The following is a 25,406-nucleotide window of genomic DNA, read 5'->3' as shown; positions in this document are numbered from 1 at the left end:
GCGCGCCTCAGGCGGGCGCGGTCTCCTGCGTGGCGAACTGCGTGCGGTAGAGGTCGGCGTAGGTGCCGCCGGCTGCGAGCAACTCGTCGTGGCGGCCCTCCTCGGCGACGCGGCCGTCGACGATCACGAGGATCTTGTCGGCCTCGCGGATGGTCGAGAGGCGGTGCGCGATGACCAGCGAGGTGCGGCCCTGCAGCGCGTGCGCGAGGGCCTCCTGGACAGCCACCTCCGACTCGCTGTCGAGGTGTGCGGTGGCCTCGTCGAGGACGACGACGTCCGGCGCCTTGAGCAGCAGCCGCGCGATCGCCATGCGCTGCTTCTCCCCGCCCGACAGGCGGTAGCCGCGGTCGCCCACGACGGTGTCGAGCCCGTCCGGGAGGGCCTGCACCAGGCCGAGCACCTGGGCGTCGGCGAGGGCGGCGTGCAGCTCCTCGTCGGTGGAGCCGGGGCGCGCGTAGAGGAGGTTGGCGCGGATCGTGTCGTGGAACATGTGCGCGTCCTGCGTGACGACGCCGACCAGCGCGTGCAGCGACTCCTGCGTGACCTCGCGGACGTCCTGACCGTTGACCGACACCGACCCCTCGGTGACGTCGTACAGGCGGGAGACGAGCGCGGTGATGGTCGTCTTGCCGGCGCCCGAAGGGCCGACGAGAGCGACCATCTGGCCGGGCTCCGCGGTGAAGCTGACGTCGCGCAGGACGTCGTCGCGCACGGGTGACGAGTCCTGCCGCGCGATCGACTCCAGCGACGCGAGCGACACCTCGTCGGCCGACGGGTAGCGGAAGCGCACGTGGTCGAAGCGCACGGTGGCGGGGCCCGGCGTGAGCGGTCGGGCGTCAGGCGCGTCCTGCACCATCGGCTCGAGGTCGAGCACCTCGAAGACCCGTTCGAAGCTGACGAGTGCGGTCATGACGTCGACGCGCACGTTCGACAGCGCCGTGAGCGGGCCGTACAGGCGGCCGAGCAGCGCCGCCAGGGCCAGCAGGGTGCCGATCGTGAGGACGCCGTTGATCACGAGGTTGCCGCCGACGCCGTACACGAGCGCCGTGGCGAGCGAGGCCACCAGGGCGAGCGCGGTGAAGAAGACGCGGTTGGCCATGGCGATCTTCACGCCGATGTCGCGCACGCGTCCGGATTTGCCCGAGAAGTCAGCAGCCTCCTCGTCAGGGCGGCCGAACAGCTTGACCAGGAGGGCGCCGGCGACGTTGAAGCGCTCGGTCATCTGCGTGGACATGTCCGCGTTGAGCTGCATCTGCTCTCGCGTCATCTGCTGCAGCGTGCGGCCGATCCAGCGGGCGGGCACGAGGAAGATCGGGAGCAGGATGAGCGAGGCCACCGTGATCTGCCACGACAGGAACAGCATGGCGACCACGACCGCGACCAGGCTGATCATGTTGCCGACGACGCCGGAGAGCGTGGAGGTGAACGCCTGCTGCGCTCCGATCACGTCGTTGTTCAGGCGCGAGACGAGGGCACCGGTCTGGGCCCGGGTGAAGAAGGCGACGGGCATGCGCTGCACGTGGTCGAACACCTGCGTCCGCAGGTCGTAGATCAGGCCCTCGCCGATGCGGGAGGAGTACCAGCGACCGACGAGGGTGAGACCGGCGTCGAAGAAGGCGATGAGCGCGATGAGGATCGCGGTCGTCGTGACGACCTGGGCGTCGCCGGGCGTCACGCCCTGGTCGATGATCCGGCGGAACAGCAGGGGCTGGGCCACCACGAGCACCGCGTCGATCACCAGGGTGATGAGGAAGCCGATGACGAGGACCTTGTACGGCCGTGCGTAGCTGACGATCCGGCGGAACGTGCCCGGTGCCAGCTTCTTGTTGAGCACCGAGTCGTCGCGGCGGTACGAGCGCCATGCCATGTGCTGGCCGGACATCGACACGCGTGGGCCTCCTGGTCCTGGCTCGACCGTTCGGCCGTGCCCAGCGAGAACACCGTGGCATGGCGCCGTTGTTCCCGCAGGTCAGCATTCCCGACCCGTCCGACGGGCGCGCCCGGGGGTCAGAGGCTCCGGGTCAGAGGCTCCGGGTCAGAGGCTCCGGGTCAGAGGCTCCGGGTCAGAGGCTGCGGATGAGGCTGGTGGTGCCGATGGCGATGTGCGGCTGGTACGCGGGCCCGAACCAGCGCGTGAGCCAGAGCATCCTGTCCCGGGGCACCGAGACGCAGCCTGCGGTCGCTCCCGACCCGTTCACGTGCAGGAAGATCCCTCCGCCCCGCGCGGTGTTGGCCGGGGACGACGTGACCCACTGTCCGTCGGCGCGCTGGTAGGGCTTGCTCTTCGGCAGGTTGAAGTTGATGAGGAAGGCATACTGGTACTCGCTCGCGAGGTCGTACAGGTGCTCGGAGTACGGCGAGTAGGCGCGCCAGTACGCCGTTGCCGGGCGCTGGGTCTGGAACACGTTGTAGGTCTTGGGGTCTCGGGCGTCGAAGGACCAGTAGTCGTTGCGGTCGAAGCGGCGCCACCACATGCTCGTGCCGGGGTTGCTGCCCGTGCCGAAGCCGTAGCCGATCTTGTAGAGGCCGGTCGGGGTGGTCCCGTCGCTCTGGCGACGGATGCCCACCCCCATGTCGGACAGCCCGCTGTAGCCGACACGGCCGGTGGTGCGCATGCGCACGACCCAGGAGCCGTTGACCCGTGCCCACGCGGTCACGGTGGCGTAGGTGCTCGTGTAGCCGCCCTCGACCGTCACGAGCTGCTTCACCGTGGACGGCAGCTGCCCGATGTCCGCGGGCAGGGGGACGGCGGTCGGTGCCACCACCTGCGCGGACGCCGGCCCGCTCGCGCCCAGCAGCCCGAACGCCGTGACAGCGGCCGCAGCGACGGCGAGGGCGGCGCAGAGGCGCGGACGGCGGGTCACCGGCCCATCCTCCCCCGTCCCGGCGCGGGCCACGTCGTACGGACGGGCGACACGTGTCCGGAAGACGGTCAGCCGCCGAGCAGGCCCCGGAGGAGCCCGATCTGGGCCTCGCGCTCGGTGCGGCGCTGGGCGACCGCGTCCTGGGTCACGGCAGCCCGCAGCACGCCCTTGGTGGCCCGCAGCGCCGTCTCGGGCGCGGTCAGCAGCCCCGCCACCGTGGCGCCCACCAGCGTGTCGAGGTCGTCCCCCACGGCGGAGACCAGGCCCCACGCCTGCGCCTCGTCCGCGGGCAGCCAGCGGCCGGTGGCGCACAGCTCGAGCGCGCGGCCGTAGCCGACGGCACGCACGAGCGGGTGCGTTCCCGCGAGGTCGGGCACGAGGCCGAGCGACGTCTCGCGCATCGCGAAGCGGGCGTCGGTGCTGCAGACCCGGAGGTCGCACGCGAGGGCCAGCTGGAAGCCGGCGCCGACCGCAGCGCCCTGGACGGCGGCCACGGTGATGACGTCGTCGCGGTCGTGCCACCAGGTGAAGGCCCGTTGGAAGCCGGCGATGAGGTCGGACACGCCCGGGTCGTCGAGCGCGGCGATCTGCGCGACCACCTGCTCGCCGTCCACGCCCTCCGGGGTGAACGTCCGCAGGTCGATGCCGGCGCTGAACACCGGACCGGCGCCGCGCAGCACCACGACCCGCGTTCCGTCGGGCAGCTGGTCGCCGACCGCGGCGAGCGCCCGCCAGGTCGCGGGCGTCTGCGCGTTGCGCTTCTCGGCGCGATCGAGCATCACCGTGACGACGGGCTCGCCGCCAGGACCGGACCAGGAGACGGTGACGCCGCCGGCCGCGAGGACCTCGGCGGGGACGGGGGCGTTCAGGACTGCGCCTTCGCCTTCTGCTTGGCCTTGCCACGGGTGGCGCCGCCGCGGCCGCGCAGCGTCACGCCCGACTCCGTCAGCAGCCGGTGCACGAAGCCGTAGGAGCGGCCGGTGGACTCGGCGAGCTCGCGGATGCTGGCGCCGGCGACGTACTTCTTCTTGAGGTCGTGGCTGAGCTTGTCGCGCTCGCCGCCCTGGACGCGTCGACCCTTGCCGAGATCTGCCACCGCTGCCTCCTGGTGCCGGGTTTGATCAACGGTACCCCGGCCGAGGTTCGCTGCCACCAGGCCCGTCGTGGATCAGGCGAGCGAGACGAGGTCGGCGTAGTCGGGGTTCCAGAGGTCCTCGACGCCGTCGGGCAGCAGCAGCACCCGCTCCGGCGCGAGCGCGTCGACCGCGCCCTCGTCGTGCGTCACGAGGACGATGGCGCCCTCGTACGAGCGCAGGGCACCGAGGACCTCCTCGCGCGACGCCGGGTCGAGGTTGTTCGTCGGCTCGTCGAGGAGCAGGACGTTCGCGGCCGACACGACCAGCGTGGCCAGCGCGAGCCGGGTCTTCTCGCCGCCCGAGAGGGTGCCGGCGGGCTGGTCGACGGTGTCGCCGCTGAACATGAACGACCCGAGCACCTTGCGCATCTCCGGCTCGAGCAGGTTGGGCGCGGCGGTGCGCATGTTCTCGAGCACCGTGCGGGTGGCGTCGAGGGTCTCGTGCTCCTGCGCGTAGTAGCCGAGGCGCAGGCCGTGGCCGGGCAGGATCTCGCCGGTGTCGGGCTTGTCGACGCCCGCGAGGATGCGCAGCAGGGTCGTCTTGCCCGCGCCGTTGAGGCCGAGCACGACCACGCGGCTCCCCTTGTCGATGGCCAGGTCGACATCGGTGAAGATCTCCAGCGACCCGTACGACTTCGACAGCTCGGCCGCCCGCAGCGGCGTCTTGCCGCACGGCGCCGGGGTCGGGAACCGCAGCTTGGCCACCTTGTCGCTGCGGCGCGTCTCCTCGAGGCCTCCGAGGATGCGCTCGGCGCGGCGGGCCATGTTCTGCGCCGCCTTCGCCTTGGTGGCCGTGGCGCGCATGCGGTCGGCCTGCTTCTGCAGCTGGTCGGCCTGCTTCTCGGCGTTGGCGCGCTCCCGCTTGCGGCGCCGTTCGTCGGTCTCGCGCTGGGTCAGGTAGGCCTTCCAGCCCATGTTGTAGACGTCGACCTCGCCGCGGTTGGCATCGAGGTGGAAGACCCGGTTGATCGTGGCCTCGAGCAGGTCGACGTCGTGGCTGATGACGATGAGGCCCCCCTTGTGCGACTTGAGGAAGTCGCGCAGCCACACGATCGAGTCGGCGTCGAGGTGGTTGGTGGGCTCGTCGAGCAGGAGCGTCTCGGCCCCGCTGAAGAGGATGCGGGCCAGCTCGACCCGGCGGCGCTGACCGCCCGAGAGCGTGCCGAGGTTCTGGGCGAGCACCCGCTCGGGCAGGGCCAGGCTCGATGCGATGGCCGCAGCCTCGGACTCGGCGGCGTAGCCGCCCTGCGACATGAAGTGGGCCTCGGCGTTGCTGTAGCGGCGCATCGCCTTCTCGCGGGCGGCGTCGTCCGTGGCGTCGGCCATCCGCTTCTCGGCCGAGCGCATCCGGCGTACCGCCTCGTCGAGGCCGCGCGCCGACAGGATGCGGTCGAGGGCGAGCTCCTCGAGGTCGACGTCGCGAGGATCCTGGGGCAGGTAGCCGATCTCTCCCCCGCGGGCCACAGTCCCGGCAGCCGGCTCGCCCTCGCCGGCGAGCACCCGCGTGAGCGTGGTCTTGCCGGCGCCGTTACGGCCGACGAGCCCGACGCGGTCGCCCGGCCCTACGCGGAAGGTCGCGCCTTCCAGCAGCAGGCGGGCGCCGGCACGCAGCTCGATGCCCTGGGCGGAGATGGTCACAAGAACAGGATTCTAGTTGGCGCGCGGACGCCCCCCGACCACACGGCCGAGGGGCGTCGGGGCGCTGCTACAGGTTGAAGCCGAGGGCGCGGAGCATCTCGCGGCCGTCGTCGGTGATCTTGTCGGGGCCCCACGGCGGCATCCAGACCCAGTTGATGCGGTAGTCGGCCACGATGCCGTCGAGCGCCGCACGCGTCTGGTCCTCGATGACGTCGGTCAGCGGGCAGGCCGCCGAGGTCAGCGTGAGGTCGATCGTGGCGATGTTCGAGTCGTCCACCTGGACGCCGTATACGAGGCCGAGGTCGACGACGTTGATCCCGAGCTCGGGGTCGACGACGTCCTTGAGGGCCTCGATCACCTCGTCGTCGGGCGTGATGCCGTCACCGCCCGCGATGGGTGCGCTGGTCTCGGTCATGAGGACTCCTTCGTCGTCGCCACCACGGCCTGGGAGACCGCGTCTTTCCATGCCATCCACGACAGCAGCGCGCATTTCACGCGTGCCGGGTACTTCGCCACGCCCGCGAACGCGATCGCGTCCCCGAGCACGTCCTCGTCGGGCTCGACCTGCCCGCGGCCCTGCATGAGCGTGAGGAACTCGTCGGTCGTCGCGAGCCCGCTCTCGACCGTCTGACCCACCAGCTGCTCGAAGAGCACGCTGGCCGAGGCCTGCGAGATCGAGCAGCCCATGCCGTCGTACGAGACGTCGGTGACCACACCGCCCTCGACCTCCACCCGCAGCGTGATCTCGTCCCCGCAGGTCGGGTTCACGTGGTGCACCTCGGCCTGGTACGGGTCGCGCAACCCCTTGCCGCGGGGGTGCTTGTAGTGGTCGAGGATGATCTCCTGGTACAGGTTCTCGAGGTCCATCACGCCACCCCGAAGAAGGTCTGCGCGTGCCGCACGGCCGCGACGAGGTCGTCGACGTCCCGCGGTCCGTTGTAGACGTAGAAGGTCGCGCGTGCGGTGGCGGCGACGCCGAACCGGCGGTGCAGCGGCCAGGCGCAGTGGTGGCCGACCCGCACCTCCACGCCGCGGTCGTCGAGCACCTGGCCGACGTCGTGCGCGTGCACCCCGTCGACCACGAACGAGACGGCGGAGCCGCGGGACTCGGCGTCGAGCGGCCCGACCACGCGGACACCCGGCACCTCGGCGAGCGACGCGAGCGCGTACGCCGTGAGCGCGTGCTCGTGCGCCGCGACGGCGGCCATGCCCGACAGCGAGCCGTCGGCGGACGTGAGCGCCTCGAGGTAGTCGACCGCTGCGCCGAGGCCCACGGCCTGGGCGGCCATCGGCACGCCCGCCTCGAAGCGCTGGGGCGGCGGGGCGAAGGTGGAGGACTCCATGCGGACGACCTCGATCATGGAGCCGCCGGTCAGGAACGGCGGCATCGACTCGAGGAGGTCGTAGCGGCCCCAGAGCACGCCGATGCCCGACGGGCCCAGCATCTTGTGGCCCGAGAACGCGACGTAGTCGACATCGAGGGTGCGGACGTCGACGGGCATGTGCGGCACCGACTGGCACGCGTCGAGGACGACGACGGCTCCGACGCCGTGCGCCGCGTCGGCGACCTGCTGCACCGGGGTGACCGTGCCGAGCACGTTGCTCTGGTGGGTGAGCGCCACGACCTTGGTGCGCCCGGTGATGACGCCGAGGCCGTGCTCGGGGTGCTCGAGGTCGAGCCGACCGTCCTCGGTCACGCCGATCCACCGCAGCACGGCGCCGGTCTTGTCGCAGACCTCCTGCCACGGCACGAGGTTGGCGTGGTGCTCCATCTCGGTCACGACGACCTCGTCGCCCGGCGCGAGGATGAAGCGCTCCGACCCGGCGGGCAGCGGCGAGCCGTGCTGCGCCTTCGCCGTCGCGTTGGTGAAGGAGTACGACACGAGGTTGATCGCCTCGGTGGCGTTCTTGGTGAACACCAGCTCGCGCGGCTGCGCGCCCAGGAGGTCGGCGATGCGCTGCCGGGCGTGCTCGTAGGCGTCGGTGGCCTCCTCGGCGAGGAGGTGGGCGCCGCGGTGCACCGCGGCGTTGTGCCGCGTGTAGAACCCACGCTCGGCGTCGAGCACGGCCGTGGGCTTCTGCGACGTGGCCCCGGAGTCCAGGTAGACCAACCGGTTCCCGCCGCGCACGGTGCGCGACAGGATCGGGAAGTCGGCTGCGACGGCCTCGAAGTCGAGGAGGCCGCTCACCGGGGCGGACAGGGTGGTCATGCGGAGGCGGCCGCCTTCACGTAGGTGTCGTAGCCGTTGGCCTCGAGCTCGTCGGCGAGCTCGGCGCCACCCTCGGCCACGATGCGGCCGTCGACGAACACGTGGACGAAGTCGGGCTTGATGTAGCGCAGGATCCGCGTGTAGTGCGTGATCAGCAGGGTGCCGATGTCGCCCGAGGCCTTGACCTTGTTGACGCCCTCGGAGACGACCTTGAGCGCGTCGACGTCGAGGCCGGAGTCGGTCTCGTCGAGGATCGCGATCTTCGGCTGCAGCAGCTGCATCTGCAGGATCTCGTGACGCTTCTTCTCACCGCCGGAGAAGCCCTCGTTGACCGAGCGCTCGGCGAAGGCAGGGTCCATGGACAGGTCGTCCATGGCCGTGCGCATCTCCTTGATCCAGGTGCGCAGCTTGGGCGCCTCGCCGCGGACGGCGGTCACCGACGTGCGCAGGAAGTTCGATACCGAGACGCCGGGCACCTCGACGGGGTACTGCATCGCGAGGAAGAGACCGGCGCGGGCCCGCTCGTCGACGCTCATCGCGAGGACGTCCTCGCCGTCGAGGGTGACGGTGCCGCTCGTGATCGTGTACTTGGGGTGGCCCGCGATCGAGTAGGCGAGGGTGGACTTGCCGGAGCCGTTGGGGCCCATGATCGCGTGCGTCTCGCCGGAGCGGACCGTGAGGTCGACGCCGCGGAGGATCTCCCGGGCGCCTGCGTCGGTGTCGACGCTGACGTGCAGGTCGCGGATCTCAAGGGTGGACATGGTTTCTCCTGGGGCCTGGCGGTGCGGGGTCAGAGGGGGCGGGCAGCGATGTCGACGAGCACGACGGCGTCGTCGCCGGTGCCCTCCACGCTGATGCGGTAGACGGGCACGGCGGTGACGGCGGGCGGTCCGGTCGGCTTGCCGGTGCGCAGGTCGAAGCGCGAGCCGTGCAGCCAGCACTCGATCGTGCAGCCGTCGACCTCGCCCTCGGAGAGGGCGACGTCGGCGTGCGAGCAGATGTCGCGGATCGCGTGCAGATTGCCGGCCTCGTCGCGTACGACGGCCACCGGGTTGCCGTCGACGACGACGGCGAGCGCACCCACGGCGGGTACGTCGACGAGCTTGCAGACCTCGACCGCGCTCACTGGCCGTCCTCCTCGGAGTCGCCGCCCGCCACGAAACCGAGCTCGTTGTCGATGCGGTCGAGCAGGTGCTGCTCCCACTCCGGCAGGCCCAGGCGTGCGATGACGTCGGCGAAGAAGCCGCGGACGACGAGCTGCGTGGCGACGTCGGCGGGGATGCCGCGCGCCTGCAGGTAGAACAGCTGCTCGTCGTCGAACCGGCCGGTGGCGCTCGCGTGACCGGCACCGACGATCTCGCCGGTCTCGATCTCGAGGTTGGGCACCGAGTCCGCGCGGGCGGCGTCGGTGAGGACCAGGTTGCGGTTGAGCTCGTACGTGTCGGTGCCGACGGCCGCAGCGCGGATGATGACATCGCCGACCCACACGCTGCGCGCGATGCCGGCCTCCCCCGCCGTCGGGTCGCCCTTCAGGGCGCCCTTGAACAGGACGTCGGACGTGCAGTGCGGCACCGCGTGGTCGATGAGCGACCGGTGCTCGAGGTGCTGGCCGGCGTCGGCGAAGTAGATGCCGAACAGCTCGGCCGAGCCCCCGGGGCCGGCGTACTCGACCGTCGGCACGAGGCGCACGGTCTCGCCGCCGAACGTCGCGATGAACGATCGCAGGCGCGCGTTGCGCCCCACGACCGAGTGCTGGCGGCCGAGGTGGACGGTGTCGTCCGCCCACTCCTGCATCGATACGAGGGTGAGCTGCGCGCCGTCGCCCAGCTCGACCTCCACGTTGTCGGAGTAGGACGCCGACCCGGAGTACTGCACGACGACGACCGCCTGGGCGAACGCCTCCGCGCGGATCACGAGGTGCGCGACCGACGACGAGTCGGTGCCGGAGCCGGTGACGCGCACGAGGGTCGGGCGGCTGGCGACCGACTCCTTCGGGAACGTGAGCACCACGGACTCGGTGGTCGCGGCGCGCGCGAGCGCAGCCGGACCCTCGACCGGGCCCACGGGCGCGGGGAGCGACGACGTGGGCACGACCTCGTGCCTGGCCTCGGGTGCTGCGTCGACCTCGATGCCGGGGGCGACGGGTGCCTCGATCGACGCGTGCAGACCACGGAGGCGGGCGAGCGGGGTGAACCGCCAGGCCTCCTCGCGGCCCGTGAGGGCGGAGCCCTCCACGGCGCTCGAGACGTGACCGGCGGCGGTGCCGGTGTCGGTGACAGTGGCCATGCTCATGTCAGCCGACAGCTCCTTCCATCTGAAGCTCGATGAGCCGGTTGAGCTCGAGCGCGTACTCCATGGGCAGCTCGCGGGCGATCGGCTCGACGAAGCCGCGGACGATCATCGCCATCGCCTCGTCCTCCGACATACCGCGCGACATCAGGTAGAAGAGCTGGTCCTCGCTGACCTTGGAGACCGTGGCCTCGTGCCCCATCGACGCGTCGTCGGTGCGGACATCGACGTACGGGTAGGTGTCCGAGCGGCTGATGTCGTCGACGAGCAGCGCGTCGCACTTCACCGTGCTCTTGGAGCCGTGGGCGTCCTCGAGCACCTGGACGAGGCCGCGGTACGACGTGCGGCCACCGCCCCGTGCGACCGACTTGGAGATGATCGTCGAGGACGTGTGCGGCGCCGCGTGCACCATCTTCGAGCCGGCGTCCTGGTGCTGGCCCTCGCCCGCGAACGCGATCGACAGCGTCTCGCCCTTGGCGTGGGGGCCGACCATCCAGACGGCCGGGTACTTCATGGTGACCTTCGACCCGATGTTGCCGTCGATCCACTCCATCGTGGCGCCCTCCTGGGCGACGGCGCGCTTGGTGACGAGGTTGTAGACGTTGTTCGACCAGTTCTGGATCGTCGTGTAGCGGCAACGGGCGCCCTTCTTCACGATGATCTCGACGACGGCCGAGTGCAGGGAGTCGCTGGAGTAGATCGGCGCGGTGCAGCCCTCGACGTAGTGCACGTACGCGCCCTCGTCGACGATGATCAGGGTGCGCTCGAACTGGCCCATGTTCTCGGTGTTGATCCGGAAGTACGCCTGCAGCGGGATGTCCACGTGGACGCCCTTGGGCACGTAGATGAACGAGCCGCCGGACCACACCGCGGTGTTGAGCGCGGAGAACTTGTTGTCGCCGCTCGGGATCACGGAGCCGAAGTACTCCTTGAACGTGTCCTCGTGCTCGCGCAGGCCGGAGTCGGTGTCGAGGAAGATGACGCCCTGCTCCTCGAGGTCCTCGCGGATCTTGTGATAGACGACCTCGGACTCGTACTGCGCGGCGACGCCGGAGACGAGGCGCTGCTTCTCGGCCTCGGGGATGCCCAGACGGTCGTAGGTGTTCTTGATGTCCTCCGGCAGCTCCTCCCACGAGGCGGCCTGCTTCTCGGTGGACTTCACGAAGTACTTGATGTTGTCGAAGTCGATGCCCGACAGGTCCGATCCCCAGCCCGGCATGGGCTTCTTCTCGAACATGCGCAGCGCCTTCAGGCGCATCTGCAGCATCCACTCGGGCTCGTTCTTGCGCCCGCTGATGTCACGGACGACGTCCTCGTTGAGGCCGCGCCGCGCGTTCGCGCCGGCCACGTCCTTGTCGGCCCAGCCGAAGTCGTACCGGCCGATTCCTTCGAGATCGTCGTGGGTCTCGGTCGTCATGAGCTGACCTCCGTGGTGGCGCGGGTGGTGTTCGGCACGTCCGACGCCGGCTGGCGCGGGACGAGGGTGGTGCACACGCCGTCGCCGTGGGCGAGGGTCGCGAGTCGGGTGACGTGCGTGCCGAGCAGGCGCGAGAACGCCTCGGTCTCGGCCTCGCACAGGGCGGGGAACTCGGCGGCCACGTGGCCCACCGGGCAGTGGTGCTGGCAGATCTGCACGGCGTAGCCGGTCTCGTTCTCCACGACCGTGGCGGCGTAGCCGTCGCGGGACAGGAGCTCGACGAGCACCTCGGGGCGCTCGCTGGCGCAGGAGTCCTGCAGCGCGGACGCGTAGCGGCGCTCGAGCCCCGCGACCCGGTGGCGGGCGAAGCCCTCGACGGCGTCGGCTCCCCCGGTCTCGGCGAGGTAGCGCAGGGCGTCGACGGCGAGGTCGTCGTACGACTGCTCGAACGCCTCGCGGCCCTCGGCGGTCAGGCTGAAGACCTTGGCCGGGCGGCCGCGCCCGCGGCTGGTCGAGACCGCGCCGGGGCCGTACGGCGCGCGCTCGGTGGCCTCGACATGGCCCGCGTCGAGCAAGGAGTCGAGGTGCCGCCGGACCGCGGTGGTGGTGAGACCGAGCCGCTCGGCGAGGGCGGCAGCGGTCTGCGGGCCCCCTTCGAGCAGGGTCCGCGCGACACGGACGGGCGCACCCGTCGGGGCGGCGGTCGATTTCACAACGTCATTGTTGCCTAATTGCCCCCGGGCCGCGAGCCCGGGGTGCGGTTCTGCGTCCGGATCCCGGTCCGGCGGCCCTGCGCGGCGCTGCCTATGCTCGCCGGGTGACCTCGTCCGACGGATCGACCGGCACCGCCGACGCCGTCGTGATCGACTCCCTCGCCCTCAGCTACGGCCCCACCCGCGCCCTGGACGGCATCACCTTCAGCGTTGCTGCGGGCTCGGTGACGGCGATCCTCGGCCCGAACGGCGCGGGCAAGACCAGCACCGTCGAGGTCTGCGAGGGATACCGCCGGCCGGACTCCGGCTCGGTCCGCGTCTGGGGCCTCGACCCGGTGAGGGACGCGGCGGCCCTGCGCCCACGGGTCGGGGTGATGCTGCAGAGCGGCGGCATCTACGCCTCGTCGCGCGCGCTCCCCGTGCTGCGCCACCTGGCGTCGTTCTACGCCCGCCCTCTGGACGTCGACGACCTCGCCGAGCGGCTCGGCCTCCAGCAGGTGCGGGCGACGTACCGCCGGATGTCCGGCGGGGAGAAGCAGCGGCTCGCCCTGGCGTGCGCGCTGGTGGGGCGTCCCGACCTCGTGTTCCTGGACGAGCCGAGCGCGGGGATGGACCCGCAGGCACGGATCACGTCGTGGGAGCTCGTCGAGCAGCTGAGGGCGGACGGCGTGACCGTGGTGCTCACCACGCACCTCCTCGACGAGGCCGAGCGCCTCGCCGACCACGTCGTGGTGATCGATCGCGGACGGGTCGTGGCCGCCGGGAGCCCGGCCCAGCTCACCGGCGACGCCGAGGTGCTCACCTTCCGAGCCACGGCCGGCCTGGACGTGGGGGCGCTGGCGGCAGAGCTCCCGCTGGGCGCGCTCGTGACCGAGTCCCCCGCCGGCTCGTACCGCGTGGAGGCGCCGCTCGGGCCCGAGGTGCTCTCGGCGGTCAGCGCCTGGTGCGCCGAGAACGGCACGAGCCCGCACGGGATCTCCAGCGGACGACGGTCGCTCGAGGACGTCTTCCTCGAGCTCACCGGACGGGAGCTGCGCGCGTGAGCAGCGAGCAATTCGGGACCCGCGCGCCGGGCGCCCTGGCCCCGGACCCGGGCGCGGCCCCGCCGGCCCGCGTCGTGGTCGCCCAGGCGGCGTTCGAGGTGCGCTCCACGCTGCGCAACGGCGAGCAGCTGCTGCTCACCCTGGCCATCCCGATCGCCCTGCTCGTCGGGCTCTCCCGGCTGCCGGTCGACCTCGTCGGGCACTCCCCCGCGATCGACGCCGTGGCACCGGGCGTGCTCGCCCTGGCCGTGGTGTCGACGGCGTTCACTGGCCAGGCCATCGCGGTCGGGTTCGAGCGGCGGTACGGCGTCCTCCGGCTGCTGGGCTCGACGCCGCTCGGGCGCACCGGCCTCCTCGTGGCCAAGACCCTGGGCGTCCTCGTGGTGGAGGCCGTGCAGATCGCGCTGATCGCCGCCGTCGCCGTCGCTCTCGGGTGGCGCCCCGCCGGGTCGCCCGCTGCGGCGCTCGTGCTCCTGCTGCTCGGCACGGCCACGTTCTCCGCCCTCGGGCTCCTGCTCGGGGGGACGCTCCGCGCGGAGGGCACGCTGGCGGTCGCGAACGGGCTGTACCTCGTCATGCTCGCCGTCGGCGGCCTCGTGGTGCCGGTGACGCGCCTGCCGGACGCCTGGGCCGCCATCGTGCAGTGGCTGCCTCCGGGAGCGCTGGGCGAGGGGCTTCGCGCTGTGCTCCTCGACGGCGCGGGGCTGCCGCTGCAGCCGGTCCTCGTGCTCGCCGCCTGGGGTCTCGCCGCCGGGCTGGCCACGGCTCGCACCTTCCGCTGGGACTAGCCCGGAGGAATCCGCCTCCGGCTGCATCCGGCGGAGGGCCGACGCCGGATAGAGGGGTTGTGGGCACGGAACGGGAATTGCGGACCCGGCGCGCCCGCGAGATCCTTCATCCGTGCCGAGCCCCGAGGAGCCAGACGTGACCGTCGCCGCCGTGGGCCACCTCCGCGCGGTCCCCGATCCACGGCTGCGCTCGAGGCCCAGCCCCGACCCGGAGGTCGTCGAGCTCGGCCACCGGTTCGCGGCCGGCGACCCGACGGCGCTCGAAGAGGCCTACCGCCGCTGGTCGTCCCTGGTCCACACGATGGCCCTGCGTTCGACGGGCGACAGCGAGGACGCCGCCGACGTCACCCAGCAGGTGTTCGTGGCCGCGTGGCGCGGCCAGGCCGGGTTCGACCCGGATGCGGGCACGCTCCCGGGCTGGCTCGTGACCATCACCCGTCGCCGCATCGCGGACCGGTGGGAGGCACGATCGCGCGAACGTCGGGCGGTCGAGGCTGTGGGCGCCACGGCCGACCTCCACCCCGCGAGCGGGCCCGAGTCAGGTGTGGCCGACCGCGTGCTCCTCGCCGACGAGCTTGCTCGACTCGGTGAGCCGCAGCGCAGGATCATGGAGCTCGCCTTCTTCCACGACCTGACGCACGCCCAGATCTCAAGCCTGCTGAGCCTCCCGCTCGGTACCGTCAAGTCCCACATACGCCGGTCCCTCGACCGGCTCCGTACCCGGTTGGAGGTGGACCATGTCACCGGCTCAGCGTGACCTTCACCTCGACCCCGATCTGCTCTCCCTGCTCGCGCTCGGCGAGCGTCCCGGCACGCCGTCCGAGGCCGTCTCGGCGGAGCAGCACCTGCTCGCGTGCGCGGCATGCTCGTCCGAGCTCGACGAGCTGTTGACCGTCGTGCGCACCGCGCGGACGGTGACCCCGGACGACGCCCTCGTCGCACCGCCGGACTCCGTGTGGGAGGCGATCACCGCCCAGCTCGCCATGCAGGACGCTCCTACCGACCTCGCCACCGTGCGTCGTCGGCGCCCCTCCTGGCTCCTGCTGGCAGCGGCCGCCTGCGTCGGTCTCGTCGTCGGTGCGGGCGTGGTCTACGGCACGACGTCCGGAGGCGACGCGGGTGCCGAGCCCACGGTCCTCGCCTCGGCGCAGCTCGAGCCCCTCGAGGGCCAGACGGCACGCGGCATCGCCCAGGTGGTCGACACGCCCTCCGGACCGCAGGTCTCGGTGGACGTCAGCGGCCTTGCCAAGGCCGACGGCTTCTACGAGGTGTGGCTGCTCGACAAGGACGCCAAGAAGCTCATCTCGCTCGGCGTTCTCGACGGCAAGGACCACGGCGACTTCGCGATGCCCCCCGGCGTGTCGATGGCGGACTACCCCGTGGTCGACGTGTCGCTCGAGCCGGACGACGGCGACCCCTCGCACTCGAAGAACTCGCTCGTGCGCGGCATCCTGCCCGCATGACGTGTGAGACGCGTCGCTCGGGCGCCGGTCGGACGGGCCGGTGCCACGGCACTCGCCTACCCTCGGCACCGTGACGACTGAGCCGAGCCCCACGACGGCCGAGGCAACGCTCGGGCCGAACGGCACTGCGCCGCGCGCGGTGCGCCGGATCTACGTCGCCAACCTCGTGGCCCAGGGCGCCATCATCGTGACCGGCGGCGTCGTGCGGCTCACGGGCTCGGGGCTCGGCTGCCCCACCTGGCCGCGGTGCACCGAGGGATCGTTCGTCCCCACGCCGGAGCAGGCCGAGGGGTTCCACAAGCTCATCGAGTTCGGCAACCGCACGCTCACCTTCGTGCTCGCGCTGCTCGCCGTGGCGGCGATCGCCGCCGCGCTCTGGGATGCCGCACGCCGTCGCCGCGTCGGCCTGCCAGCGCGTCCGGTGCTCACCCGGCTCGCCCTCGTCCCCTTCCTCGGCACCGTGGCGCAGGCCGTCCTCGGGGGCATCACGGTGCTCACCGGGCTCAACCCGCTCGTGGTCGGCGCGCACTTCCTGCTCTCGATGGCGCTCGTGCTCCTGTGCACGATGCTCGTTCACCGGGCAGCGGAACCGGCCGACGAGCCCGTGGTCGACGTCGTACGCCGTGAGATCCGGATCGGCGTCCACGTGCTGACCTTCGTCATGGCCCTCGTCATCACCGTCGGGGTGCTGGTGACCGCGAGCGGACCTCACGCCGGCGACGCCGAGACGCCGCGGCTCGGTCTCGACCCGCAGGTGGTCTCCTGGCTGCACGCCGACCTGGTCTTCCTCGCGATCGGCCTGCTCGCGGGCCTCATCGTGGCGCTGCGCGCCTCCCGCGCCGACACGCACGACGTCGGGCACGACGCCGTGGTCGTGCTGCTCCTCATGCTGGGTCAGGCGGGGATCGGCTACGTGCAGTACTTCACGGGGCTCCCGTGGGTGCTCGTCGCCTTCCACCTGCTCGGCTCGGTGCTCGTCTGGTGGGCGACCGCGCGGTTGCTGCTCCGCACCCGGCGTCGCGGCGTCCAGTGGACGGCGCAGCCGGCCGGCGCCGCGGTCTGACAGGTCAGGGCAGCCGCGCGGCGACCCCGGCGGCGAGCACGCGCGCCGCATCCGGGTGCAGCGTGAGGAACAACGTGGGCTCGGTCAGCTCGAGCTCGAGCAGTGCCAGGCGTCCGTCCGCGTCCCGGACGAGGTCGACGCGCGCGTACAGCAGCTTCTCCGCCCCCGAGGCCGACATCACCTGCGCGGCCGCCGCCCGCAGCTCGTCGGTCAGCGGCACGAGGGTGCCGTCGGCGCCGGTGCCGCCCTCGGTGAGGGCGGGGCGCCGGCGCACCGCGTGGGTGATCTCGCCGTCGATGACGAGGACGCTCGTCTCGCCCTCGTCCGCGACGGACTCGAGATAGGGCTGCACCATCGCGCCACGGCCCGTGGCGAGCACCGAGCGGGCGTGCGCGACGGCCTCGACCGCGTCGGACGTGAGGATCGTGTCGCGCGCCCCGGCGGACACGGTCGGCTTCACCACCAGCCGAGGGCCGAACGCGCCGCGCACCTGCGCGACCACGGCGTCGGCGTCGTCGGCCCGCCCGACCCAGCCCGTGGGGACGACGTGGAGGCCGCGGTCGGCGAGCTCGCGCAGGTAGGTCTTGTCGGTGTTGGCCTCGAGCACCTCGGCGGGGTTCTCGAGACGGCTGAGCGCGCTCACGTCACGGGTCCACTCGAGGAACTCGCGGCGCCGCAGCACGTAGTCCCACGGGCTGCGCACGAGCACGAGGCCCGCCTCCGACCAGTCGAAGCCGTGGTCGTCCCAGGCGGCCACCTCGAACGAGATGCCCTCCCAGGCGAACGCGGCCAGCGCCACCTCGAGGTCGGTGTCGACGTCGGGCGACGGCAGGGAGGGGTCGACCTCGTGCGTGACGTAGACGACGTCGGTCACGCTGCCGCCGACCGGCAGCGGGTCACCACGGCAGGAAGGCGTCGATCGCCACGGCGAGGAACAGCAGCGCGAGGTAGGTGATCGAGCCGTGGAAGAGCCGCATCGCCTTGACGTCCGCGTCACCGCGCTTGACCCGGCGCATGAGGCCGTGCGCCTCCGCGACGAAGGCACCGCCCAGCAGCACCGCGGCCACGGCGTAGAACCAGGTCATGCCCGCTGCGGGGACGAGCAGCAGCGAGGTGAGCGCCATCGCCCACGAGTAGCCGATGATCTCCTTGGCCACACGCGACATCGGCGCCACGACGGGCAGCATCGGGACACCGGCGGCTGCGTAGTCGTCCTTGAAGCGCAACGACAGCGGCCAGTAGTGCGGCGGGGTCCAGAAGAACACGATGCCGAAGAGCACGACCGGCGCCCAGGTGATCGAGCCGGTGACTGCGGCCCACCCGATGAGGATCTGCATGCAGCCCGCGGCACCGCCCCACACGATGTTCTGCGGTGTACGGCGCTTGAGCAACAGCGTGTAGCCCACGACGTACATCAGGATCGCGGCTGCGGTGAGCGCCGCCGTGAGCAGGTTGGTCAGGAGCGCGAACCAGACGACCGACGAGACCGCGAGCAGGAGGCCGAAGACCAGACCGGTCCGTGGGCTGATCTCGCCGGTGACCAGGGGGCGGTGACCGGTGCGGACCATGAGCCGGTCGATGTCGCGGTCGACGTACATGTTGAGCGCGTTCGCGCCGCCGGCTGCCAGGAACCCGCCGAACACGGTGATCCCGACGAGCAGCAGCGAGGGCAGACCGTCCGAGGCCAGGATCATCGTGGGGACGGTGGTGACGAGCAGCAGCTCGATGATGCGCGGCTTGGTCAGCGCGAGCAGCGCGGCTGCCTTGGACCGGGTGCGCACGGGACCGGTGTCGCCCCGGACGGACGACGCGTCGACCTGGTCACCGGCATCGAGGTGCCGGGGGTCGACGGCGGTCACGCGCAACCTCCTGGGAGTGGGACGGACCCGGGCGGCCGGGTCTCGGGGAGTCTACCGGCCCCGACCCCGCGCCACCTCCCGCCGGTAGGCTCGTGGCTCGTGACGATCAGCGCCTCCTCCGCAGCCCCCTTCGACCCCGCCTCATGGACCGATCTCGACCGCCGCGCGGTTGACACGGCCCGCATCCTGGCGGCCGACTCCGTCCAGAAGGTCGGCAACGGCCACCCGGGCACCGCCATGAGCCTCGCGCCGGCGGCGTACCTCATCTTCCAGCGGTTCCTGCGCCACGACCCGGCCGACGCCGGCTGGCTGGGCCGCGACCGCTTCGTGCTGTCCTGCGGGCACTCGTCACTGACGCTGTACGTGCAGCTGTTCCTGTCCGGGTACGGCGTCGAGCTGTCCGACCTGCAGTCGTTCCGCACCTGGGGCGCGCTCACGCCGGGCCACCCGGAGTTCGGCCACACCGCGGGTGTCGAGACCACGACCGGCCCCCTGGGCCAGGGCCTCGCCACCGCCGTGGGCATGGCGATGGGGCAGCGCTACGAGCGCGGCCTGCTCGACCCCGACGCGGCACCGGGCTCGAGCCCCTTCGACCACGACGTGTGGGTCATCGCCTCCGACGGCGACCTCGAGGAGGGCGTCACCTCCGAGGCGTCGTCGCTGGCCGGCACCCAGAAGCTGGGCAACCTGCAGGTCGTCTGGGACGACAACAAGATCTCGATCGAGGACGACACCGCGGTCGCGTTCAACGAGGACGTCCTGGCCCGCTACGCCGCCTACGGCTGGCACGTGCAGTCGGTCGACGTCCTGCCCTCCGGCAACGTCGACGTCGTGGGTCTCGCCCGTGCGCTGGACGCCGCGCGCGCCGAGCGCGGCCGCCCGAGCTTCATCCGCCTCCAGACCGTCATCGGATGGCCGGCACCCACCCTGCGGAACACCTTCAAGGCCCACGGCTCTGCCCTGGGCGCCGCCGAGGTCGCCGCCACCAAGGAGATCCTCGGGTTCGACCCGGAGAAGTCCTTCGAGGTCTCCGACGAGGTGCTGGCCCACGCCCGCGAGGTGGGCGCCCGGGGCGCGGCCCTGCACGGCGAGTGGGACGTCGCGTACGCCGCCTGGCGCACCGCCAACCCCGACCGCGCGACGCTGCTCGACCGCCTGGTCGCCGGCACCCTGCCCGACGGCTTCACGCTGCCGGAGTTCGAGGCCGGCACTTCGGTCGCGACCCGCAAGGCGAGCGGCGAGGTCATCCAGGCCATCGCGGCGCAGCTGCCCGAGTTCGTCGGCGGCTCCGCCGACCTCGCCGAGAGCAACAACACCACCATCGAGGGCGCGCCGTCGTTCCTGCCCGAGGGCACCCTGGTCTCGCCGACGTCGCCGTTCGGCAAGAGCCAGTCGCCGTACGGCCGGATCCTGCACTTCGGCATCCGTGAGCACGCGATGGGCTCGGCCCTGAGCGGCATGGCGCTCTCCGGGCTGCTGCGGCCGTTCGGCGGCACCTTCCTCGTGTTCTCCGACTACATGCGCGGCGCCGTCCGCGTGGCCGCGCTCATGGGCATCAACGTCACCTACGTCTGGACCCACGACTCGATCGGCCTCGGCGAGGACGGACCGACGCACCAGCCCGTCGAGCACCTCTGGGCGCTGCGCGCGATCCCCGGCCTGGCGGTCGTCCGCCCCGGCGACGCGAACGAGACCGCGGCTGTGTGGGAGGAGATCCTGCGCCGGCGCAAGCCCACCGGTCTGATCCTCACCCGGCAGAACCTGCCGACCTTCGACCGCGCGGCCGACGGCCTCGCGCCGGCCTCCGAGGCGGCCCGCGGTGCCTACGTGCTGGCCGAGGCGTCCGGGGGCTCCCCCGCAGTGATCGTCCTGGCCACCGGCTCCGAGGTGCAGCTCGCGCTCTCGGCCCGGGAGGCGCTGGAGGCCGCGGGCACGCCCACGCGCGTCGTGTCGGTGCCCAGCGTCGAGTGGTTCGAGGAGCAGGACGCGGACTACCGCGAGTCGGTCCTGCCGAGCTCGGTGCGCGCCCGCGTCTCGGTCGAGGCCGGCATCGCCCAGGGCTGGTGGAAGTACCTCGGCACCCACGGCCGCGCCGTCTCGCTCGAGCACTTCGGTGCCTCGGCCGACGCCGCGACCCTCTTCCGGGAGTTCGGCATCACCGCCGAGGCCGTGGTCGCCGCCGCGCAGGAGTCGCTGGCCGCCTCGTCCTGACCGCACGCCCGCGCCCGGCCGCCCCGATTCCCCGGGTGGGCCGGGCGCGGTGCGTCGGGCGTGGCTAGGGTCGAGACATGTCCCAGGACCACCTTGCCGACCTGTCCGCCGCCGGAGTCTCCATCTGGCTCGACGACCTCGACCGCAGCCGCTTGTCCGGGGGCGGCCTGGCCGCCCTCGTCGAGGGGTCGCACGTCGTCGGCGTGACGACGAACCCGTCCATCTTCGAGAAGGCGATCGTGTCCGGGGCCGCGGCGTACGCGGACCAGGTGCACGACCTCGCGATCCGCGGCGTCGACGTCGGCGAGGCCGTGCGCGCGATGACGACGTACGACGTGCGCTGGGCCTGCGACGTGCTCGCACCGGTCCACGCGCGCACGCACGGAGTCGACGGACGCGTGAGCATCGAGGTCGACCCCCGCCTGTCGGCCGACACCGCCGCGACCGTGGCGGAGGCCAAGGCGCTGCACTGGGCGGTGGACCGGCCGAACCTCCTGGTGAAGATCCCGGCCACCCTCGAGGGGCTGCCGGCGATCACCGAGGTGCTGGGCGCCGGCATCAGCGTGAACGTCACCCTGATCTTCTCGGTCGAGCGGTACCGCGGAGTGCTCGACGCGTGGCTCGCGGGCCTGGAGCAGGCGCAGGCCAACGGCCACGACCTGTCGACCATCGAGTCGGTGGCCTCGTTCTTCGTCAGCCGAGTCGACTCCGAGGTCGACAAGCGGCTGGGCGACGGCTCCCCGCTGCGCGGCACCGCCGCCATCGCCAACGCCCGTGTGGCGCACGAGACGTTCGCCGAGGTGATCGCCTCGGATCGCTGGAAGGCGCTGGCGGCCGCGGGTGCGCACGTGCAGCGGCCGCTGTGGGCCTCGACCGGCGTGAAGGACCCGGCGTACTCGGACACCCGCTACGTCATCGACCTCGTCACGGCGGACACCGTCAACACCATGCCGGAGGCGACGCTGGACGCAGTGCGCGACCACGGCGTGGTGCTGGGCGACACGATCGTGCCGGAGTACGCCGCCGCCCGAGCGGCGCTCGACGCGCTCACTGCCGCAGGCATCGACCTCGACGACGTGGTGCAGGTGCTCGAGGACGAGGGGGTCGAGAAGTTCGTGCAGTCGTGGAACCAGCTGCTCGAGGCCGTCACCGCCGCCCTCGCAGCCGCGCGGTCGGCGGCAGGGCGCTGAGGCCGGCCGTGCGCACCCGCATCTGGACCCCCACGGAGAACCCCCTCCGTGACCCGCGCGACCGCCGCCTTCCGAGGATCGCGGGGCCGTGCAGCCTCGTGATCTTCGGCGTCACGGGCGACCTCGCGCGCAAGAAGCTGATGCCCGCGGTCTACGACCTCGCCAACCGCGGCCTGCTGCCGCCCGGCTTCGCGCTCATCGGCTTCGCCCGTCGCGACTGGGCCGACCAGGACTTCGCGCAGATCGTGCACGACTCCGTGCGCGAGCACGCCCGCACCGAGTTCCGCGAGGACGTGTGGCAGGAGCTGTGCCGCGGCATCCGTTTCGTGGCGGGCGACTTCGCGGACGAGGCGGCGTTCGACACCCTCGTCGAGACCGTCCTCGACCTCGACCGCGTGCGCGGCACCCAGGGCAACCACGCGTTCTACCTGTCGATCCCGCCGAAGTTCTTCGGCGACGTCGTGCAGCAGCTCAAGCGCAGCGGGCTGTCGGTCTCCGCGGACGGCGCCTGGCGTCGCGTCGTGATCGAGAAGCCCTTCGGTCACGACCTCGAGAGCGCGCAGCACCTGAACGAGACGATCGGCGAGGTGTTCCCCTCGGGCTCGGTCTTCCGCATCGACCACTACCTGGGCAAGGAGACGGTCCAGAACCTCCTGGCCCTGCGCTTCGCCAACACGATGTTCGAGCCGATCTGGAACGCCAACTACGTCGACCACGTGCAGATCACGATGGCCGAGGACATCGGCATCGGCGGCCGCGCGGGCTACTACGACGGCATCGGCGCCGCACGCGACGTCATCCAGAACCACCTCCTGCAGCTGCTCGCGCTCGCCACGATGGAGGAGCCTCTGACGTTCTCCGCGCGGGACGTGCGCCTGGAGAAGGAGAAGGTGCTCGCTGCGGTGACGCTTCCCGAGGACCTCGACCTCGGCACGGCGCGCGGCCAGTACGCGGCCGGATGGCAGGGCGGCGAGAAGGTGATCGGGTTCCTGGAGGAGGACGGCATCTCGCCCACCTCCACGACCGAGACGTTCGCGGCCGTCCGGCTCGAGGTCGACACCCGTCGATGGGCCGGTGTGCCGTTCTACCTCCGCACGGGCAAGCGTCTCGGGCGCCGGGTGACCGAGCTCGCCGTCGTGTTCAAGCGCGCCCCGCACCTGCCGTTCAGCGTCACCGACACCGAGGAGCTCGGGCAGAACGCCCTGGTGCTGCGCGTGCAGCCCGACGAGGGCGTGACCCTGCGCTTCGGCTCCAAGGTGCCGGGCACCCAGATGGAGGTGCGCGACGTCAACATGGACTTCGCCTACGGCGACTCCTTCACCGAGAACAGCCCCGAGGCCTACGAGCGGCTGATCCTCGACGTCCTCCTCGGCGACCCGCCGCTCTTCCCCCGGCACGAGGAGGTCGAGCTCGGCTGGAAGGTGCTCGACCCGATCCTCGAGCACTGGGCCGAGAGCGGTCAGCCCGAGCAGTACGACGCGGGCACCTGGGGACCGGCGAGCGCCCACGCGATGCTCGCCCGTGACGGACGCCAGTGGAGGCGGCCATGAGCGTCAGGCTCGACGACACCACCGCGGGCGAGGTCTCGAGCGCCATCAACCGCGAACGGTTCCTGCAGGGATCCAGCGCGGTCAACCGCGTGCTCACCCTGGTGATCGTGGCCGACGAGGAGACGCAGGCGGACGCCGTCGTCGCCGCCGCCGAGGCCGCGCGTGAGCACCCGTGCCGCATCCTCACGGCCATCCCCCGGCCCGGGCGCACCGATCCACGGCTCGACGCCGTCATCACGGTCGGCGGCGGCGACGGGCTCGGCGAGCTCGTCGAGCTGCGGCTGCGCGGCCACCTCTCGCAGCACATCGCCTCGGTCGTGCTGCCGCTTCTCGTGCCCGACTCCCCCGTGGTCGTCTGGTGGCCGGGCAAGGCCCCGGCGTCGCCCTCCGAGGACCTTGTCGGGCGCCTGGCGCAGCGGCGCATCACCGACGCCGCAGCCGCTGCGCGGCCGCTCAAGGCGCTGGAGGAGCGCCGTACGAGCTACGTCGACGGCGACACCGACCTCGCCTGGACCCGCCTCACGCCATGGCGGGCCCTGCTGGCGGCCAACCTCGACCAGCCGCACGACCCGATCACCGGCTGCACCGTCGAGGTGGAGCGCAACAACCCGTCGGGCACCCTGCTGGCCGCCTGGCTGCACGCGCGGCTCGGCGTCCCCGTCCAGGTGAGGGCGAGCAAGGGCCCCGGCCTCACCGGCGTGTCGGTGCACACCACCCACGGCGACATCACGCTCAGCCGGCCCGCCGGCGGCGTCGCGCACCTGACGCGCCCCGGCTTCCCGGACCGCGAGGCGGCCCTCGGGCGGCGGACGACCGAGGGGCTGATCGCGGAGGAGCTGCGCCGCCTCGACGCCGACGAGGTGTACGGCGAGACGCTGCAGGCCGTCGTCGACCTCGACGCGCAGCCGCCGGCAGCGGCGGCGAGGACCGCCGCCGCGAAGAAGGCGGCACCCGCGAAGAAGGCGGCACCCGCGAAGAAGCCCGCGCCCAAGAAGGCTCCCGCCGCGAAGGCGCCCGCGAAGGCTGCGGCGAAGCAGGCACCGGCCACGAAGGCACCGGCCACGAAGGCTCCCGCCACGAAGAGTGCGGCGAAGAGGCGGGCCCGATGACCACGCCCGAGGTGCTCGTCCACCGCGACCAGGCCACCCTGGCGGCGGCGGTGGCCGCACGGCTGGTGACCCGGATCGTCGACGCGCAGTCGGCGTCGGGCTACGCCACCCTGTGCCTGACCGGCGGTCGCATCGGCACGGCCTCGTTGGCGGCGCTGGCCGCGTCCCCGGCGCGCGACGCGATCGACTGGTCGGCCCTGCACCTGTGGTGGGGCGACGAGCGGTTCCTTCCCGCGGGCGACCCGGAGCGGAACGAGACCGGTGCCCGCGAGGCCCTGCTCGACCACGTTCCGATCCCCGCCGAGAACATCCACGCCGTCGCCGCTCAGGTGCCCGGCCTCGACGTGGACGAGGCCGCCGCGCGGTACGCCGACGACCTGCTCCGCGCGTCGCGACCGGAGGACCACGCCCCTGTGCCCAGCTTCGACGTGTGCCTGCTCGGCATCGGCGAGGACGGCCATGTGGCGAGCCTGTTCCCGCAGCAGCCGGCCGTCCACGAGACCGAGCGCGGCGCGGTCGGCGTCCACGGCGCCCCCAAGCCGCCGCCCGAGCGCGTCACGCTGACCTTCCCCGCGATCACGGCGTCGCGGGAGGTCTGGATCCTCGGCAGCGGGGCGGGCAAGGCCGACTCCGTGCGCCTCGCGCTGTCGGACGCCGGCCGCATCCAGCTGCCCGCCGCCGGCGCCCGCGGCCGGGAGCGCACCCTCTTCCTGCTCGACGAGGACGCCGCCGCCAGCATCCCTACCAAGCTCCGCCGCCTCGCCAGCCCCTGACCCCCTCGCGCATTCCGCGAGTTACTGCCCAAATCGTCGTTGAGCGACACTTCTCAGCGTCCATGTGGGCAGTAACTCGAGCCCTCCCCGC

Annotated in this window: 25 protein-coding genes; 10 read left to right on the top strand and 15 right to left on the bottom strand. The window is 72.2% G+C overall.

Annotation, left to right across the window (positions count from 1 at the left end):
- Positions 1–7 precede the first annotated feature (7 nt).
- The 13 genes from ACFQGU_RS11210 to ACFQGU_RS11150 form a co-directional block, all read right to left on the bottom strand.
- Positions 8–1,882: an ABC transporter ATP-binding protein gene (locus tag ACFQGU_RS11210; protein WP_386768245.1), complete on the bottom strand. Its 1,875-nt coding sequence runs from the start codon at positions 1,880–1,882 to the stop codon at positions 8–10.
- Between the two features lie 181 nt (positions 1,883–2,063).
- The gene (locus tag ACFQGU_RS11205) at positions 2,064–2,864 is read right to left on the bottom strand and encodes a L,D-transpeptidase family protein (protein WP_386766670.1); all 801 of its coding nucleotides are present in this window, start codon (positions 2,862–2,864) and stop codon (positions 2,064–2,066) included.
- Between the two features lie 68 nt (positions 2,865–2,932).
- Positions 2,933–3,646, bottom strand: coding sequence for an enoyl-CoA hydratase/isomerase family protein (locus tag ACFQGU_RS11200; RefSeq protein WP_386766668.1), 714 nt, complete (start codon positions 3,644–3,646; stop codon positions 2,933–2,935).
- A gap of 83 nt (positions 3,647–3,729) precedes the next feature.
- Positions 3,730–3,960, bottom strand: a complete 231-nt coding sequence (locus ACFQGU_RS11195; protein WP_386766666.1) for a helix-turn-helix domain-containing protein — start codon at positions 3,958–3,960, stop codon at positions 3,730–3,732.
- A gap of 72 nt (positions 3,961–4,032) precedes the next feature.
- Entirely contained in the window at positions 4,033–5,637 is a 1,605-nt protein-coding gene (locus ACFQGU_RS11190; RefSeq protein ID WP_386766664.1) for an ABC-F family ATP-binding cassette domain-containing protein, read from the bottom strand.
- Between the two features lie 67 nt (positions 5,638–5,704).
- Positions 5,705–6,052, bottom strand: coding sequence for a metal-sulfur cluster assembly factor (locus tag ACFQGU_RS11185; RefSeq protein WP_386766662.1), 348 nt, complete (start codon positions 6,050–6,052; stop codon positions 5,705–5,707).
- Positions 6,049–6,504: a Fe-S cluster assembly sulfur transfer protein SufU gene (gene sufU, locus ACFQGU_RS11180; protein ID WP_386766660.1), complete on the bottom strand. Its 456-nt coding sequence runs from the start codon at positions 6,502–6,504 to the stop codon at positions 6,049–6,051. Before sufU ends, ACFQGU_RS11185 begins: the two co-directional genes overlap by 4 nt.
- Positions 6,504–7,847, bottom strand: a complete 1,344-nt coding sequence (locus ACFQGU_RS11175; RefSeq protein ID WP_386766658.1) for a cysteine desulfurase — start codon at positions 7,845–7,847, stop codon at positions 6,504–6,506. The genes sufU and ACFQGU_RS11175 overlap by 1 nt, the downstream gene beginning before the upstream one ends.
- On the bottom strand, positions 7,844–8,608 hold the full coding sequence (gene sufC, locus ACFQGU_RS11170) for a Fe-S cluster assembly ATPase SufC (protein ID WP_386766656.1): 765 nt from the start codon (positions 8,606–8,608) through the stop codon (positions 7,844–7,846). The genes ACFQGU_RS11175 and sufC overlap by 4 nt, the downstream gene beginning before the upstream one ends.
- Positions 8,609–8,637: 29 nt before the next feature.
- A complete protein-coding gene (locus ACFQGU_RS11165; protein WP_386766654.1) occupies positions 8,638–8,973 on the bottom strand; it encodes a non-heme iron oxygenase ferredoxin subunit in 336 nt (111 codons plus the stop codon).
- Positions 8,970–10,139: a Fe-S cluster assembly protein SufD gene (sufD, locus tag ACFQGU_RS11160; RefSeq protein WP_386766652.1), complete on the bottom strand. Its 1,170-nt coding sequence runs from the start codon at positions 10,137–10,139 to the stop codon at positions 8,970–8,972. Before sufD ends, ACFQGU_RS11165 begins: the two co-directional genes overlap by 4 nt.
- Before the next feature lies 1 nt (position 10,140).
- The gene (gene sufB, locus ACFQGU_RS11155) at positions 10,141–11,553 is read right to left on the bottom strand and encodes a Fe-S cluster assembly protein SufB (RefSeq protein ID WP_386766649.1); all 1,413 of its coding nucleotides are present in this window, start codon (positions 11,551–11,553) and stop codon (positions 10,141–10,143) included.
- Complete coding sequence (locus ACFQGU_RS11150) at positions 11,550–12,266, bottom strand: helix-turn-helix transcriptional regulator (RefSeq protein ID WP_386766647.1); 717 nt, start codon at positions 12,264–12,266, stop codon at positions 11,550–11,552. The genes sufB and ACFQGU_RS11150 overlap by 4 nt, the downstream gene beginning before the upstream one ends.
- Before the next feature lie 104 nt (positions 12,267–12,370).
- Here ACFQGU_RS11150 and ACFQGU_RS11145 point away from each other — a divergent pair, with 104 nt between their 5' ends.
- The 5 genes from ACFQGU_RS11145 (at position 12,371) to ACFQGU_RS11125 (ending at position 16,623) form a co-directional block, all read left to right on the top strand.
- Positions 12,371–13,309: an ABC transporter ATP-binding protein gene (locus ACFQGU_RS11145; protein WP_386766645.1), complete on the top strand. Its 939-nt coding sequence runs from the start codon at positions 12,371–12,373 to the stop codon at positions 13,307–13,309.
- Positions 13,306–14,097 (top strand): ABC transporter permease, encoded by a 792-nt coding sequence (locus tag ACFQGU_RS11140; protein WP_386766643.1) that lies wholly within the window; start codon positions 13,306–13,308, stop codon positions 14,095–14,097. The genes ACFQGU_RS11145 and ACFQGU_RS11140 overlap by 4 nt, the downstream gene beginning before the upstream one ends.
- A gap of 136 nt (positions 14,098–14,233) precedes the next feature.
- Complete coding sequence (locus tag ACFQGU_RS11135; protein ID WP_386766642.1) at positions 14,234–14,854, top strand: RNA polymerase sigma factor; 621 nt, start codon at positions 14,234–14,236, stop codon at positions 14,852–14,854.
- Positions 14,835–15,560 (top strand): anti-sigma factor domain-containing protein, encoded by a 726-nt coding sequence (locus ACFQGU_RS11130; protein ID WP_386766640.1) that lies wholly within the window; start codon positions 14,835–14,837, stop codon positions 15,558–15,560. The genes ACFQGU_RS11135 and ACFQGU_RS11130 overlap by 20 nt, the downstream gene beginning before the upstream one ends.
- 70 nt (positions 15,561–15,630) lie before the next feature.
- Positions 15,631–16,623, top strand: a complete 993-nt coding sequence (locus ACFQGU_RS11125) for a COX15/CtaA family protein (RefSeq protein ID WP_386766638.1) — start codon at positions 15,631–15,633, stop codon at positions 16,621–16,623.
- A gap of 4 nt (positions 16,624–16,627) precedes the next feature.
- Here ACFQGU_RS11125 and ACFQGU_RS11120 read toward each other — a convergent pair whose 3' ends face one another.
- Positions 16,628–17,497 (bottom strand): ATP-grasp domain-containing protein, encoded by an 870-nt coding sequence (locus ACFQGU_RS11120; RefSeq protein WP_386766636.1) that lies wholly within the window; start codon positions 17,495–17,497, stop codon positions 16,628–16,630.
- A 22-nt stretch (positions 17,498–17,519) separates the two neighbouring features.
- On the bottom strand, positions 17,520–18,488 hold the full coding sequence (locus ACFQGU_RS11115; RefSeq protein ID WP_386766634.1) for a heme o synthase: 969 nt from the start codon (positions 18,486–18,488) through the stop codon (positions 17,520–17,522).
- Between the two features lie 93 nt (positions 18,489–18,581).
- Between ACFQGU_RS11115 and tkt the strand changes: the two genes are divergently transcribed.
- From tkt to pgl, 5 genes are all read left to right on the top strand, one after another.
- Entirely contained in the window at positions 18,582–20,693 is a 2,112-nt protein-coding gene (tkt, locus tag ACFQGU_RS11110) for a transketolase (protein WP_386766632.1), read from the top strand.
- A 77-nt stretch (positions 20,694–20,770) separates the two neighbouring features.
- Positions 20,771–21,883, top strand: a complete 1,113-nt coding sequence (gene tal, locus ACFQGU_RS11105) for a transaldolase (RefSeq protein ID WP_386766630.1) — start codon at positions 20,771–20,773, stop codon at positions 21,881–21,883.
- Positions 21,884–21,891: 8 nt separating this feature from the next.
- Complete coding sequence (gene zwf, locus ACFQGU_RS11100) at positions 21,892–23,433, top strand: glucose-6-phosphate dehydrogenase (RefSeq protein ID WP_386766628.1); 1,542 nt, start codon at positions 21,892–21,894, stop codon at positions 23,431–23,433.
- Positions 23,430–24,542, top strand: a complete 1,113-nt coding sequence (locus tag ACFQGU_RS11095; RefSeq protein ID WP_386766626.1) for a glucose-6-phosphate dehydrogenase assembly protein OpcA — start codon at positions 23,430–23,432, stop codon at positions 24,540–24,542. The genes zwf and ACFQGU_RS11095 overlap by 4 nt, the downstream gene beginning before the upstream one ends.
- On the top strand, positions 24,539–25,315 hold the full coding sequence (pgl, locus tag ACFQGU_RS11090; protein ID WP_386766624.1) for a 6-phosphogluconolactonase: 777 nt from the start codon (positions 24,539–24,541) through the stop codon (positions 25,313–25,315). The genes ACFQGU_RS11095 and pgl overlap by 4 nt, the downstream gene beginning before the upstream one ends.
- Positions 25,316–25,406: the final 91 nt, after the last annotated feature.

This window comes from Longivirga aurantiaca (assembly GCF_042660085.1).
GTDB classification, from domain to species: Bacteria; Actinomycetota; Actinomycetes; order S36-B12; family CAIYMF01; genus Longivirga; species Longivirga aurantiaca.
This window is presented reverse-complemented; position numbering and strand designations above follow the sequence as displayed.